Source organism: Synechococcus sp. Minos11, from assembly GCF_014279855.1.
GTDB lineage: Bacteria > Cyanobacteriota > Cyanobacteriia > PCC-6307 > Cyanobiaceae > RCC307.
This window is the reverse complement of sequence record NZ_CP047953.1, coordinates 360,535-373,436: the sequence shown is the minus strand read 5'-3', so window position 1 is coordinate 373,436 and position 12,902 is coordinate 360,535. Positions and strand designations below refer to the sequence as shown.

Annotated in this window: 9 protein-coding genes, 2 tRNA genes and 2 rRNA genes; 7 read left to right on the top strand and 6 right to left on the bottom strand. The window is 58.7% G+C overall.

Going from position 1 to position 12,902, the window contains the following annotated elements; genetic code table 11:
* Positions 1 to 66 precede the first annotated feature (66 nt).
* The 4 genes from SynMINOS11_RS01910 to SynMINOS11_RS01895 all read right to left on the bottom strand — a co-directional run bounded on the left by SynMINOS11_RS01910 (position 67) and on the right by SynMINOS11_RS01895 (position 5,024).
* Positions 67 to 2,932 (bottom strand): 23S ribosomal RNA (locus SynMINOS11_RS01910).
* A gap of 276 nt (positions 2,933 to 3,208) precedes the next feature.
* Positions 3,209 to 3,281 (bottom strand) — tRNA-Ala (locus tag SynMINOS11_RS01905).
* An 8-nt stretch (positions 3,282 to 3,289) separates the two neighbouring features.
* A tRNA-Ile gene (locus SynMINOS11_RS01900) sits at positions 3,290 to 3,363 on the bottom strand.
* A gap of 176 nt (positions 3,364 to 3,539) precedes the next feature.
* A 16S ribosomal RNA gene (locus tag SynMINOS11_RS01895) occupies positions 3,540 to 5,024 on the bottom strand.
* Together the 16S and 23S rRNA genes with 2 tRNA genes alongside form the textbook arrangement of a ribosomal RNA operon.
* A 644-nt stretch (positions 5,025 to 5,668) precedes the next feature.
* Here SynMINOS11_RS01895 and SynMINOS11_RS01890 point away from each other — a divergent pair.
* Both SynMINOS11_RS01890 and SynMINOS11_RS01885 read left to right on the top strand, forming a co-directional pair.
* A complete protein-coding gene (locus SynMINOS11_RS01890) occupies positions 5,669 to 5,884 on the top strand; it encodes a hypothetical protein (protein WP_186549512.1) in 216 nt (71 codons plus the stop codon).
* Between the two features lie 86 nt (positions 5,885 to 5,970).
* Entirely contained in the window at positions 5,971 to 6,162 is a 192-nt protein-coding gene (locus SynMINOS11_RS01885; RefSeq protein WP_011934780.1) for a hypothetical protein, read from the top strand.
* An 11-nt stretch (positions 6,163 to 6,173) separates the two neighbouring features.
* Here SynMINOS11_RS01885 and SynMINOS11_RS01880 read toward each other — a convergent pair whose 3' ends face one another.
* Entirely contained in the window at positions 6,174 to 6,392 is a 219-nt protein-coding gene (locus tag SynMINOS11_RS01880; RefSeq protein ID WP_043737696.1) for a CP12 domain-containing protein, read from the bottom strand.
* A 127-nt stretch (positions 6,393 to 6,519) separates the two neighbouring features.
* Between SynMINOS11_RS01880 and SynMINOS11_RS01875 the strand changes: the two genes are divergently transcribed.
* Genes SynMINOS11_RS01875 through SynMINOS11_RS01860 form a run of 4 tightly spaced genes read left to right on the top strand, consistent with a single transcriptional unit; the run spans position 6,520 to position 10,374 of the window.
* Complete coding sequence (locus SynMINOS11_RS01875) at positions 6,520 to 7,674, top strand: NAD(P) transhydrogenase subunit alpha (RefSeq protein WP_186549510.1); 1,155 nt, start codon at positions 6,520 to 6,522, stop codon at positions 7,672 to 7,674.
* Positions 7,671 to 7,991, top strand: coding sequence for an NAD(P) transhydrogenase subunit alpha (locus SynMINOS11_RS01870; RefSeq protein ID WP_186549508.1), 321 nt, complete (start codon positions 7,671 to 7,673; stop codon positions 7,989 to 7,991). The genes SynMINOS11_RS01875 and SynMINOS11_RS01870 overlap by 4 nt, the downstream gene beginning before the upstream one ends.
* Complete coding sequence (locus SynMINOS11_RS01865) at positions 7,991 to 9,433, top strand: NAD(P)(+) transhydrogenase (Re/Si-specific) subunit beta (RefSeq protein ID WP_186549506.1); 1,443 nt, start codon at positions 7,991 to 7,993, stop codon at positions 9,431 to 9,433. The genes SynMINOS11_RS01870 and SynMINOS11_RS01865 overlap by 1 nt, the downstream gene beginning before the upstream one ends.
* A 14-nt stretch (positions 9,434 to 9,447) precedes the next feature.
* Positions 9,448 to 10,374: an aspartoacylase gene (locus tag SynMINOS11_RS01860; RefSeq protein ID WP_186549504.1), complete on the top strand. Its 927-nt coding sequence runs from the start codon at positions 9,448 to 9,450 to the stop codon at positions 10,372 to 10,374.
* On the opposite strand, the gene SynMINOS11_RS01855 is transcribed toward SynMINOS11_RS01860, so the two are convergent.
* On the bottom strand, positions 10,371 to 12,245 hold the full coding sequence (locus SynMINOS11_RS01855; protein WP_370586175.1) for a S9 family peptidase: 1,875 nt from the start codon (positions 12,243 to 12,245) through the stop codon (positions 10,371 to 10,373). The genes SynMINOS11_RS01860 and SynMINOS11_RS01855 overlap by 4 nt on opposite strands.
* A 50-nt stretch (positions 12,246 to 12,295) precedes the next feature.
* On the opposite strand from SynMINOS11_RS01855, the gene def reads away from it, so the two are divergent.
* Positions 12,296 to 12,901 (top strand): peptide deformylase, encoded by a 606-nt coding sequence (gene def / locus SynMINOS11_RS01850; protein ID WP_011934773.1) that lies wholly within the window; start codon positions 12,296 to 12,298, stop codon positions 12,899 to 12,901.
* Position 12,902: the final 1 nt, after the last annotated feature.

Below are 12,902 nucleotides of genomic sequence, written 5' to 3'. Positions count from 1 at the left end.
CTGCATAGGGTACTCAGCTCAAAGAACTGAGCTCTGGAAAAAACATCTCACATGGAGGGCCAAGTGATGGTCAAGCCCTCGGTCTATTAGTACTCCTCCGCTTCACACGTTGCCGCGCTTCCACGTAGAGCCTATCAACGGGTGTTCTTCCCGTGACCTTACTGGGTTACCCCATGAGAATACTCATCTTGAGGTGGGCTTCCCACTTAGATGCTTTCAGCGGTTATCCACTCCGCACATGGCTACCCAGCGTTTACCGTTGGCACGATAACTGGCACACCAGAGGTGCGTTCCTCCCGGTCCTCTCGTACTAGGGAGAAATCCTCTCAATATTCTTGCGCGTGCACCGGATATGGACCGAACTGTCTCACGACGTTCTGAACCCAGCTCGCGTACCGCTTTAATGGGCGAACAGCCCAACCCTTGGGACCGACTTCAGCCCCAGGTTGCGATGAGCCGACATCGAGGTGCCAAACCTCCCCGTCGATGTGAACTCTTGGGGGAGATCAGCCTGTTATCCCTAGAGTAACTTTTATCCGTTGAGCGACGGCCCTTCCACACAGAACCGTCGGATCACTAAGGCCGACTTTCGTCCCTGTTCGACTTGTAGGTCTCACAGTCAAGCTCCCTTCTGCCTTTGCACTCGTCGGCTGATTTCCAACCAGCCTGAGGGAACCTTTGCACGCCTCCGTTACCTTTTAGGAGGCGACCGCCCCAGTCAAACTGCCCACCTGATACTGTCCTCTCCCCGGATAACGGGTGAAAGTTAGAATTCTATCTCTGAAAGAGTGGTATCTCACCAGTGGCTCCAATTAACCCACGAGCTAATCATCAATGCCTCCCACCTATCCTGCGCATTCAGAGACCGAACACAATACCAAGCTACAGTAAAGCTTCATAGGGTCTTTCTGTCCGGGTGCACGTAGTCCGCATCTTCACAGACAATTCTATTTCGCCGAGCCTCTCTCCGAGACAGCGCCCTGATCGTTACGCCTTTCGTGCGGGTCGGAACTTACCCGACAAGGAATTTCGCTACCTTAGGACCGTTATAGTTACGGCCGCCGTTCACCGGGGCTTCAGTCGCCAGCTTCGCTTACGCTGACCGGCTTCCTTAACCTTCCGGCACTGGGCAGGCGTCAGCCCCCATACATCGTCTTGCGACTTAGCGGAGACCTGTGTTTTTGGTAAACAGTCGCCAGGGCCTCTTCACTGCGACCACCTTGCGGTGGCACCCCTTCTCCCGAAGTTACGGGGCCATTTTGCCGAGTTCCTTAGAGAGAGTTACCTCGCGCCCCTCGGTATTCTCTACCACCCCACCTGTGTCGGTTTCGGGTACTGGCAGTTATGCCTTAACGGGTATAGAGCTTTTCTTGGAAGCATGACATCACCAACTTCGCTCCCGTAGGAGCTCGTACTCACGCCTCAGCTCGGAACGTTTTCACCGCTCCTCAACGCCTCGAACGCTTGAACCAGTAACCAACGTCTGGCTTGGCTAGCCTTCTCCGTCCCTCTTCCCAAAACATAACCGGTACAGGAATGTTGACCTGTTATCCATCGACTACGCCTTTCGGCCTCGCCTTAGGTCCAGACTAACCCTCCGCGGACGAGCCTGCCGGAGGAACCCTTAGGGTTTCGGGGCATGGGATTCTCACCCATGTTTTCGCTACTCAAGCCGACATTCTCACTTCTATGCAGTCCACGCCCGCTCACGCTAACGCTTCGCCCCACATAGAACGCTCCCCTACCATAAATCCGCAGCTTCGGTATACCGCTTAGCCCCGTTCATTTTCGGCGCAGGATCGCTCGACCAGTGAGCTATTACGCACTCCTTTGAGGATGGCTGCTTCTAGGCAAACCTCCTGGTTGTCTATGCAATCCCACCTCCTTTATCACTCAGCGGTAATTTTGGGACCTTAGCTGGCGGTCTGGGCTGTTTCCCTCTCGACCATGGAGCTTATCCCCCACAGTCTGACTGCCTGACTACACACAGGGTATTCAGAGTTCGTCTCGATTTGGTACCGCTCTCGCAGCCCGCACCGAAACGGTGGCTTTACCCCCCTGCTGGAGCATCAGACGCTACGCCTCAACGTATTTCGGGGAGAACCAGCTAGCTCCGGGTTCGATTGGCATTTCACCCCTAACCACAGCTCATCCGCTGATTTTTCAACATCAGTCGGTTCGGACCTCCACTTGGTATTACCCAAGCTTCATCCTGGCCATGGTTAGATCACCCGGGTTCGGGTCTATAAACACTGACTAACGCCCTATTCAGACTCGCTTTCGCTGTGGCTCCACCATTCCCGGTTTAACCTGCCAGTGCCTATAAGTCGCCGGCTCATTCTTCAACAGGCACACGGTCATCCGATGAGTCGGACTCCCATTGCTTGTAGGCTCACGGTTTCATGTTCTATTTCACTCCCCTCCCGGGGTTCTTTTCACCTTTCCCTCGCGGTACTGTTTCGCTATCGGTCACACAGGAGTACTTAGCCTTACGAGGTGGTCCTCGCAGATTCACACGGAATTTCACGTGCTCCGTGCTACTCGGGATACAGCTAGGCCAAATTCCCTTTCGAATACGGGGCTTTCACCCTCTCTGGCGCGCCTTTCAAGCGCTTCTTCTAGGTTCATTGGTCCACGTTGCTGTCCCACAACCCCGATGGTCGAAACCATCGGTTTAGGCTCTTCCCCGTTCGCTCGCCGCTACTGAGGGAGTCGTTTTTACTTTCCTTTCCTCCAGCTACTAAGATGTTTCAGTTCGCTGGGTTGGCTCGCGCCAGCCTATGTATTCAGCTGGCCGTACAAGGGGTTGCCCCATTCGGAAATTCCCGGATCAAAGCGTGTTTCCAGCTCCCCGAGACTTATCGCAGGTAACCACGTCCTTCATCGCCTCTGTGTGCCAAGGTATCCGCCGTGAGCCCTTTGTAGCTTGACCATTTTGTTCCTGATCAAATTGATTCAGGACTCGGCTTTTCTCCAGAATTGTTGAACCAAACATCAAGCAAATCACGCCGTAACGTGGATCACTTCATGCCTGGATCATCTCTGTGAGATGCTTTATTTCCAGACTTACCTATGCAGTTGTCAAGGTTCTTGCTGAACCCATTGCTGAGCCCAGCATCGTTTGAACTTGAATCAAGAATCAAACGAGGCTGGAATCACCAACATCCTTCTAAGTCACCCTGCGCCACAGTTCCATTATCAAGACTAATGGAGGTTAGCGGACTCGAACCGCTGACATCCTGCTTGCAAAGCAGGCGCTCTACCAGCTGAGCTAAACCCCCAATCCCGATGGGCCATCCTGGACTTGAACCAGGGACCTCACCCTTATCAGGGGTGCGCTCTAACCACCTGAGCTAATGGCCCAGGAACCCTCTCGGGCCCATCCCACAAAGCTTATCAGCTAAGGGGTGGTGACCTAGACAAGCTTAAGGACCGAGATGAGTGATTATCACTCACTGAGGTACCGATCGACCTTAGGAATGAACAGTCAAATGGATCACTAAAAAGTGGTGATCATCATTTGAGGTTGGTTCTCCCTGTTAGGAGGTGATCCAGCCGCACCTTCCGGTACGGCTACCTTGTTACGACTTCACCCCAGTCATCAGCCCCACCTTCGGCGTCCTCCTCCCAGAGGGTTGGAGTAACGACTTCGGGCGTGGCCAACTTCCATGGTGTGACGGGCGGTGTGTACAAGGCCCGGGAACGTATTCACCGCAGTATGCTGACCTGCGATTACTAGCGATTCCTCCTTCACGTAGGCGAGTTGCAGCCTACGATCTGAACTGAGCCACGGTTTATGGGATTTGCTTGTCCTCGCGAACTTGCTGCCCTTTGTCCGTAGCATTGTAGTACGTGTGTAGCCCAGGACGTAAGGGGCATGATGACTTGACGTCATCCACACCTTCCTCCGGTTTGTCACCGGCGGTCTCTCTAGAGTGCCCAACTAAATGCTGGCAACTAAAGACGTGGGTTGCGCTCGTTGCGGGACTTAACCCAACATCTCACGACACGAGCTGACGACAGCCATGCACCACCTGTCACTGCGTTCCCGAAGGCACCCTCCGGTTTCCCAGAGGTTCGCAGGATGTCAAGCCCTGGTAAGGTTCTTCGCGTTGCATCGAATTAAACCACATACTCCACCGCTTGTGCGGGCCCCCGTCAATTCCTTTGAGTTTCACACTTGCGTGCGTACTCCCCAGGCGGAACACTTAACGCGTTGGCTACGACACCGGAGGGGTCGATTCCCCCGACACCTAGTGTTCATCGTTTACGGCCAGGACTACAGGGGTATCTAATCCCTTTCGCTCCCCTGGCTTTCGTCCATGAGCGTCAGTGATGGCCCAGCAGAGCGCTTTCGCCACTGGTGTTCTTCCCGATATCTACGCATTTCACCGCTACACCGGGAATTCCCTCTGCCCCTACCACACTCAAGCCTGACAGTTTCCACTGCTGAAATGGAGTTAAGCTCCACGCTTTAACAGCAGACTTGTCAGGCCGCCTGCGGACGCTTTACGCCCAATAATTCCGGATAACGCTTGCCACTCCCGTATTACCGCGGCTGCTGGCACGGAATTAGCCGTGGCTTATTCATCAAGTACCGTCAGATCTTCTTCCTTGATAAAAGAGGTTTACAGCCCAGAGGCCTTCATCCCTCACGCGGCGTTGCTCCGTCAGGCTTTCGCCCATTGCGGAAAATTCCCCACTGCTGCCTCCCGTAGGAGTCTGGGCCGTGTCTCAGTCCCAGTGTGGCTGATCATCCTCTCAGACCAGCTACTGATCGTTGCCTTGGTAGGCCATTACCCCACCAACAAGCTAATCAGACGCGAGCTCATCCTCAGGCGAAATTCATTTCACCTCTCGGCATATGGGGTATTAGCGGCCGTTTCCAGCCGTTATCCCCCTCCTGAGGGCAGATTCTCACGCGTTACTCACCCGTCCGCCACTAACCCGAAGGTTCGTTCGACTTGCATGTGTTAAGCACGCCGCCAGCGTTCATCCTGAGCCAGGATCAAACTCTCCGTTGTAGACACTTCCTATTGGTCATTGCATAGCAAACCCGCAAAGTGTTCAGCTTGTCCCGTGGCGCTTAAACCACAGTCCTCAGCTCGCCTTCTTGCGAAGGGTTCGGATAAGTGCCGTGTCCGTCGTTCACTCCGCAGCGAACAACCACGACTCTCCTTGGAACTCAGTTCCGGTGCGTCCACTCTTTCGCTTTCCCTCTGTGCGCAGCCTCGTGAAAAACCACAACACAGATCCAAAAGAGCTTTCGCTAGTTCTTTTTGACGGGACCTCACACCTTTGTCGCGAAATCGTTCCTTTCAAAGCCAGAACAGCGTTCTGGTGAAAGAAACGCGACAAAAGCGTCGGTTCCTTAAGCTTTTCGGTTGTCCAGGTGCATCGCCTTTCGGCGTATCAGAGCGCCGGATCGCCGTTTTCAGAGAACTGAAAGGGCGAGGGCGTCTGGACGACGCACAACCGTCTTTCGACGGCTGAGGAACAGTAGCAAAGCGTCGGATCCGAAGCTCTGGCCGAAACCAGACATCAAGAAACGAGCGCAGCTCAACTGCCCACCAACGAAACATAGCACAAGGGCATCGCTTGTCAACAAATTGACTGGCGTCCTCGCCAGGACCTGGGTTATCGCAGAGGGATTGCAACGGTCTTGCCTTTGCCCGACGTTTCTGCGAGCTGCTCTTCAGCCGGCGATCCGCTGGGTTTGCTGCAGTCGCGCCTGCCTCAGGTGCGGCAGCGGATTCAGCAACTGCATGGGAGCGGCGATCACGCGGGGGGCGAACGTCTCTTTGAGGAATACAGGGAGTGGCTTTGCCCCAACGATCCGCACAGTGACTTGCTACTGATGCGGCGTTTGGCTGAAGGCCCCTGATTCAAAAGGATCCTTCAGAAAGACTTGCGTTGCCGAGATCAAAGGCTGTGGGCATAACAGGAGTGAGCCCACGGGTCTTTGGTTTCGTGAAATTCTTTTGCTGCTACGACGGTGAGGGCACGCTCTTGGCCCGCTGCCAAACCATGGCTGATGTGGAAGTCCTGCGCCGCTTGGGGCGCCCCGTCATCAAGGTTGTGGAGATGGAGCCGGAGGAAGCGGTGGTCTGCCGGATGACCGACGCACCGGTTTCCCCCAGAGCTTTCAACGAGGAGTACTGATCACGCGTTGATCAGTCGTCGTAAATCCGGCACTCAGGGGACTCGGGATTGTTCTCGCAGAACATCTCGAGCGAGGTGGGGTCGTGATTGTCGCCAGGGTGGTGCTCCTTGAACACTTTGAGGTCCTGGAGCTCGCCCTCGAGGTGGCGCACTTTGCCTTCATCGCCTTGAGCTTTGGCCGCAAGGATCTCGTTCTCATCCTTGGCGATGTGCTCGTCGATGGATTTCATCGCGCGATCAATCAATTCACTTTCAAGGGTATCCACCCCGGCAAGGTTTGGTGACTCAGGCGGCCATCTCCACACACAGATGGGCACGCCATCACATATAGATAGGGGGGCAGACGAGCCGCACTCGATGGTGAAGGTTTTGATCCCCCGGGAGTGGGATGCCGGGGAAACCCGGGTGGCAAGCAGCCCAGAGGTGGTGAAACGTCTTGCTGGACGGCAAGTCCAATGCTGCGTTGAGCGCGGCGCTGGGCGGCAGGCTGGCTTCAGTGATGAGGACTATGCGGCGGCCGGAGCTGACTTGGTTAACCCCGGTGACCGCGCGACGTGGTCGCAAAGCGACATCGTTCTGAGTGTGGGCCCGCTGGGCGACAACACAGCAGCGCTCAAGCCAGGTGCCGTGGTGATTGGTCAGCTGGCGCCCCACAACAACAATGCGTTACTCGATCAACTGGAAAAAGGCCAGCTTTCAGCCATCTCCCTAGAGCTGCTGCCGAGGATCAGCCGGGCGCAAGCGATGGATGTGCTCTCCTCCCAAGCCAACATCGCCGGCTACAAAGCGGTGTTGCTGGCAGCGGCGGATTTGGATCGTTTCATGCCAATGCTGATGACGGCGGCCGGGACGGTGCAGCCAGCCAAGGTGGTGGTCATTGGAGCTGGTGTGGCCGGGCTGCAAGCCGTTGCCACTGCCAGGCGCTTAGGCGCTGTCGTCAGCGTCAGTGATGTACGCGCTGCCGCACAAGAGCAGGTGGAATCGCTGGGCGCTCGTTTTATTCCGCCTCCAGAGCAAGGCGTACCGGGTGAATCCGGCGGCTACGCGAAGCAAGCCACGATGTCGTTTCTCGATGCCCAACGGGCGGGATTGAGCGAACACCTCAACCAAGCCGATGTGGTGATCTGCACGGCTCAAGTGCCCGGAAGACCAGCGCCGATGTTGATCACCAGCGCCATGGTGTCCGCCATGCGCCCTGGGGCCGTCATCGTTGATTTGGCCGTGATTCAGGGGGGCAACTGCGAACTGAGCCAAGCCGGCCAAACCGTGGAGCACCACGGGGTGAAGGTGATTGGTGCTGATCGCTTGCCCGGCAGCGTGGCCCACCACGCCAGCTCGTTGTATGCACGCAACCTGATGTCGCTGCTGGAGGCGCTGATCGATCAAGAAGGTGTCCTCAAGCTCGACAGCGAAGATGAGCTCCTAGCTCCCAGCCTGATCAGCCTGGATGGCAATCTGCGACGCACGGATCTGGTGCCTGAGCGCGCCACCTCAAGCGAGATGACCCCATGAACGACGCTCTTTCCCTGAACGACGCCCTCTGGGTGTTGCTCCTCGGCAGCCTGCTGGGGCTCGAGCTCATTGGCAAGGTGCCTCCCACCCTGCACACGCCTCTGATGAGTGGCGCCAATGCCATTTCAGGAATCACCGTGTTGGCGGCCCTGACCTTGATCATCAAGGCCGGCTCCAGTGGCAATGGCGGCCTGATGACCTTGGGAGCCGTCTCCCTGGGCTTTGCCCTGTTCAACGTGATTGGCGGCTTTTTGGTCACCGATCGAATGCTGGCCATGTTCAGCCGTAAACCCGCTCGCCAGAAGGAGAAGCGCTGATGACTGCCGCTGTCGTAATCAAGTACGCGATCGAGCTGGTCGCTGTCCTGCTCCTCGCGCTGGGCATCAAAGGGCTATCCAAGGTGCGCTCGGCACGCGCCGCCAATCAAATCTCGGCCGTCGCGTTGGCTTTGGCCGTGTTGGGCGTGTTGATCAACTTCCTCAGCACCAGCGGGATCGACTCCAGTGCCTGGCTGTGGATCATCGGCGGCACCGTGGTGGGTGGCTTGCTGGGCGCCATCACCTCGCAAAGGGTGCCGATGACGGCCATGCCCGAAACCGTGGCGCTGTTCAACGGTTGCGGCGGCATGTCCTCGCTGTTGGTGGCCCTTGGCGTGGCTCTCGATCCACTGGCTGGAAGCGATGGTGAGGGCACAGGAGCCCTCGTTGCCGGCATTTCGATTGTGGTGTCGGTGTTTGTAGGTGCGATCACCTTCAGCGGCTCGGTGGTGGCCATGGGCAAGCTGCAGGGTTGGCTGGACACACCGGCCTGGATGCAGAGCAAGCTGCGCCATGTCATCAACATCGGCCTGGCGGCCGTCTCCCTGGTGGCTGCCATCGCCTTAATCGCAAGCGGTGGAGATCAAGGCCTCTGGCTGCTGGTGATTGGCTCCAGCCTGCTGGGCATCGGCGTCACCCTCTCCATCGGAGGGGCCGACATGCCCGTGGTGATCTCCCTGCTGAACTCCTATTCCGGTGTTGCTGCAGCAGCAGCCGGTTTTGTGGTGGGCAGTCAGATGCTGATCGTGGCCGGCGCCATGGTTGGTGCGGCAGGCCTGATCCTCACGCAGGTGATGTGCAATGCCATGAACCGTTCGCTGGTGAACGTGCTGTTTGGTGGTGCCCTTGGCGCCAGCGCTAGCGCTGCCGACCAAGGCGAATACCAGGGCATCACCTCCTGCAGCGCTGAAGAATGCGCCCTGACTCTGGAAACAGCCCAACGGGTTGTGTTCGTACCTGGCTACGGCTTGGCGGTGGCCCAGGCCCAGCACATCCTGCGGGAAGTGGCCGAGCTACTGGAAGCCCAAGGCATTGATGTGGCCTATGCCATCCACCCGGTGGCCGGGCGCATGCCAGGGCACATGAACGTGCTGCTGGCGGAAGCCGATGTGCCCTACGAGCAATTGATCGAAATGGAAACGATCAACCCCGAATTCCCGCGCACCGACGTGGTGATTGTTCTGGGCGCCAATGATGTGGTGAACCCCCAGGCCCGCAACGACTCCTCCAGCCCGCTCTACGGCATGCCCGTGTTGAACGTGGAGGAAGCCACGACGGTGTTTGTGGTGAAGCGAGGTCTGAGCGCTGGTTATGCCGGCATCAAAAACAGCCTGTTTGAGCGCCCCAACACCTCGATGGTGTTTGGCGACGCCAAGAAGGTGCTCAGCGGACTCGCTCAGGAGTTGCGCGAACTGGGGGTCGGAAAAGCCAAAGTGGGCTAAGCAGCCCTGCCGCCATGGTGGCCTCCGTTCTTGTTGTCGGCGGGACCCATGGCAACGAATGCAATGCCCCCTGGCTGCTGCAGCAATGGGGGCCGAGCTTTGCGGCGCTCCAACGGCCCAGGCTGAAGGTGCAGACAGCCCTGGGAAATCCCAGGGCTTTGCAGTGCTGCCGGCGTTACATCGATCGCGATCTCAATCGCAGTTTTCGAGGCGATCTCCTGCAAGCCCAGCCAAGCCCAGCTGATCAGTGGGAAGTGCAGCGAGCCAGGGAGTTGGTCCAAAGCTTTGGGCCACAAGGAACCAAGCCCTGCCAGGTGGTGATCGATCTGCACAGCACCACAGCCGCCATGGGCAACAGCTTGGTGGTCTATGGCCGCCGTCCTGCCGATCTCGCCCTGGCTGCTGCCTGCCAAGAACGGTTGGGGCTACCGATCTATCAACACGAACACGATCCGGATCAAACCGGTTTCATGGCAGAAGCTTGGCCCTGCGGGTTGGTCTTGGAGGTGGGGCCAGTGCCCCAAGGAGTGATTAGCCCAGTGATTTGCCAGCAAACACAGCTGGGGTTGGAAACCCTGCTGGATCTGCTGGATGAGGCCAGCCAGGGCCATCTTCAGCTGCGCTCTCCCCTGCGCGTTCACCGCCATAGCGGCAGCCTTGATCTCCCCAGGGACAGCAGCGGCCAACCCACGGCTTGCCTGCACCCAGCACGCCTAAAGAGTGATTGGACGCCACTGAAACCAGGAGCGCCCCTGTTTCAACAAGGCGATGGCACCGTGATTCCCTTCAGCGGAGAGCCAGACCAGGTGACGGTGTTCAGCAATGAGGCGGCTTACCAGGAAAAGCACATCGCCACGAGCCTGGCCCGGCGCGTGAGCATCCCCTGCGATCCCAGTTGGAGCAGGGCTTTGAGCGACTTGCTACAGGGAGTTGATCGCTAACGCTGGGGCAACACCCGCCGCAAAAATTGCTCGGTGGCCTCCAGCACCTGACGCTGAACCGAGGTTGAGCGGAATCCATGGCCTTCGCTCTCAAGCAGCATCAGCTCTGGGGAGAGGCCCCGCCAGCGCAAGGCTTGCACCATCTGCTCCACCTGCTCGGGGGGCACCACCCGATCCTGCAACCCCTGGATAAACAGCACAGGGCGATGGAGTTGATGGCTGCAGGAGCGCGGTGAACGCTCGTCGTAACGGCTGCGCTGCTGTGGCCAAAGACCAATCAAGCCATCGAGATACCCCGACTCAAAGCGGTGGGTGTCCTTGGTGAGTGCCTCGAGATCACACACCGGATAACGGCAGACCCCGGCGCGGAAAACCGGTTCACGAATCAGGGCCGCCAGGGTCGTGAAACCGCCCGCACTGCCTCCCTCCATGGCTACCCGCTGGGGGTCAACGAGCCCCTGCTCCACCAAATGGGCCACGGCTGCAGCGCAATCGGCCACATCGAGAACGCCCCACTGACCATCGAGCCGCTGGCGATAGGCGCGGCCGAAACCGGTGGAACCGCCGTAATTGACATCAACCACCCCCCAACCGCGGCTGGTCCAAAACTGAATCGCCAGATTCAGCCCAGTGCGGGCCATGCCGGTGGGTCCGCTATGGGCCTTCACCAGCAATGGCGCTGGGCCTGCCTCTGAGGTTGTGGGGGGGTAATACCAGCCATGGCTGCTCTGTCCATCGCCGCCGACAAACTCCAGAGCCCTGGGCTCACTAATGCGAACCAGCCCCTGGGGTAAAGGGGCCGCTGGCTGTAGAGGGTGATGGCTGGCTGCTGCCAAATCCAACTCCAACAGGGTTGTGCGCTGCGTCGCCGAAGCGCCCAAGCAAACCGCCCGCTGGGAGGAGGCCGTCAGGCCACTGAGCTCGTTCAACGGCAGGGGAATGCGCCGCCATTGCTGTTGCTGCCAGGGGTACTGCCAAAGGCTCCATTCCCCCTGGGCGCAGGCCAAGGCCAGCAGGGCGCTTTCGCTGGCGGCCATGGTGCGCATGCCATAAACCCACTGGGGCATGGCGGTTTCACAGGCCTGCGGCAGCGGCAGCGGCTGCCAGGCCGGTTGCTGATCAGGGCACCAACGCTGGGGCGTCCACCAGCCACTGCGATCGGAGGCCACCAGCAGCTCACCAGCGCTACTCCACAGGGGCTGAAACAAGGATTCAGCACAGCCATCGCCTCCAGCAATCCGCTGCGGATGCGACAGCTCACCGGCGGCATCGATGGGCGAGCACCACAGTTCAGTGCGCTCCCACGGCATCGCAGGCAGCGACCACTCCAGCCAAGCCAACTGATCACCCGCTGGAGAGAGGGCGGCATAGCCGCAAAAATCCGCCTCTTGGCGCAGCACCTGGGGCTCACCGCCTGAGAGGGGCAGCGCCACCAGCTGATCGCAGCTGGTGGTTTCACGCACCCCCAGCCAACGCTGGCGCTGCGTATCAATCAGGCCATCGGCGTAGCGCCCACACTCATCAGAGGGTCCACTGATCAAAGGCCTGGGCTGCGCACCAGGGCTGAAGGAGACGGCGTGGGGAATCCCGCTGCGGGCCTCAATAAAGACAGCCAACTCGCTGCTGGCACAAAACAGGCCCCCACCAAATTCATGGACCCGGCTGCGCAAACTCCAGCGGCCTGGAGTGAGATCTTGCGGTGCGGCCCCCGCCGCCACCTGGCGCATCAAGGTGGTGCGGCCACCTTGGTCGGGGCGGTGCTCAGCCCAGAACAACTGCTCACCCAGCAGCAGAGGCTCTTTGCAGGCGCGATCTCGCCCCATCACCTGATCAACGGGCAGGGCTGCAATGGCTTCAGAACGAACCGCCACAGAGATCTCGACACTGCTGCCTAGGATGCAATCTCTCTAGCGAAGCGGTTTTGTCCCTGAACTTTGCCGCGATGGCGCGCCAATCCGAACGGCAGGCCTCCACGGTGATGGTCCCCAAGGGAGAGGAGCAGCCTGAAAGCCCCAAGATCCACACGCTGGGATCCAACGAATTGCGCAAACCCGCCAAGCGCATCAGCAAAGTCAATGAACAGGTGCGGGAGCTGGCGCGGGAGATGCTGCGCAGCATGTATGCAGCCCACGGCATTGGACTGGCAGCACCGCAAGTCGGAGTCCACCAGCAACTGCTGGTGATCGACCTCGATCCAGAGGAAGCTGCCAACCCTCCCCTGGTGCTGATTAACCCTGAAATCGTGGCCACCAGCGGAGCCCTCGACACCTACGAAGAGGGTTGCCTCAGCATTCCCGGCGTCTATCTCAATGTGGTTCGCCCCAGTCAGGTCGACGTCAAATACCGCGATGAGCTCGGCCGGCCGCAACGGCGCAAAGCCGATGGCCTGATGGCCCGCTGCATCCTGCATGAGATGGACCATCTCAATGGGGTGCTGTTCGTGGATCGGGTCAGCGATGAGCTGAGCTTGAGCGGTGAGCTGCAGCGGCTCGGCTTCGACCGCAATGATGTGAAGCCTGTCGCTTGAT

Bases quoted from the DNA above. Each gene is read 5' to 3' on its own strand.
- SynMINOS11_RS01880 (WP_043737696.1), bottom strand. From the start codon at position 6,392: ATGAAATCCATCGACGAGCACATCGCCAAGGATGAGAACGAGATCCTT.
- SynMINOS11_RS01875 (WP_186549510.1), top strand. From the start codon at position 6,520: ATGGTGAAGGTTTTGATCCCCCGGGAGTGGGATGCCGGGGAAACCCGG.
- SynMINOS11_RS01870 (WP_186549508.1), top strand. From the start codon at position 7,671: ATGAACGACGCTCTTTCCCTGAACGACGCCCTCTGGGTGTTGCTCCTC.
- SynMINOS11_RS01865 (WP_186549506.1), top strand. From the start codon at position 7,991: ATGACTGCCGCTGTCGTAATCAAGTACGCGATCGAGCTGGTCGCTGTC.
- SynMINOS11_RS01860 (WP_186549504.1), top strand. From the start codon at position 9,448: ATGGTGGCCTCCGTTCTTGTTGTCGGCGGGACCCATGGCAACGAATGC.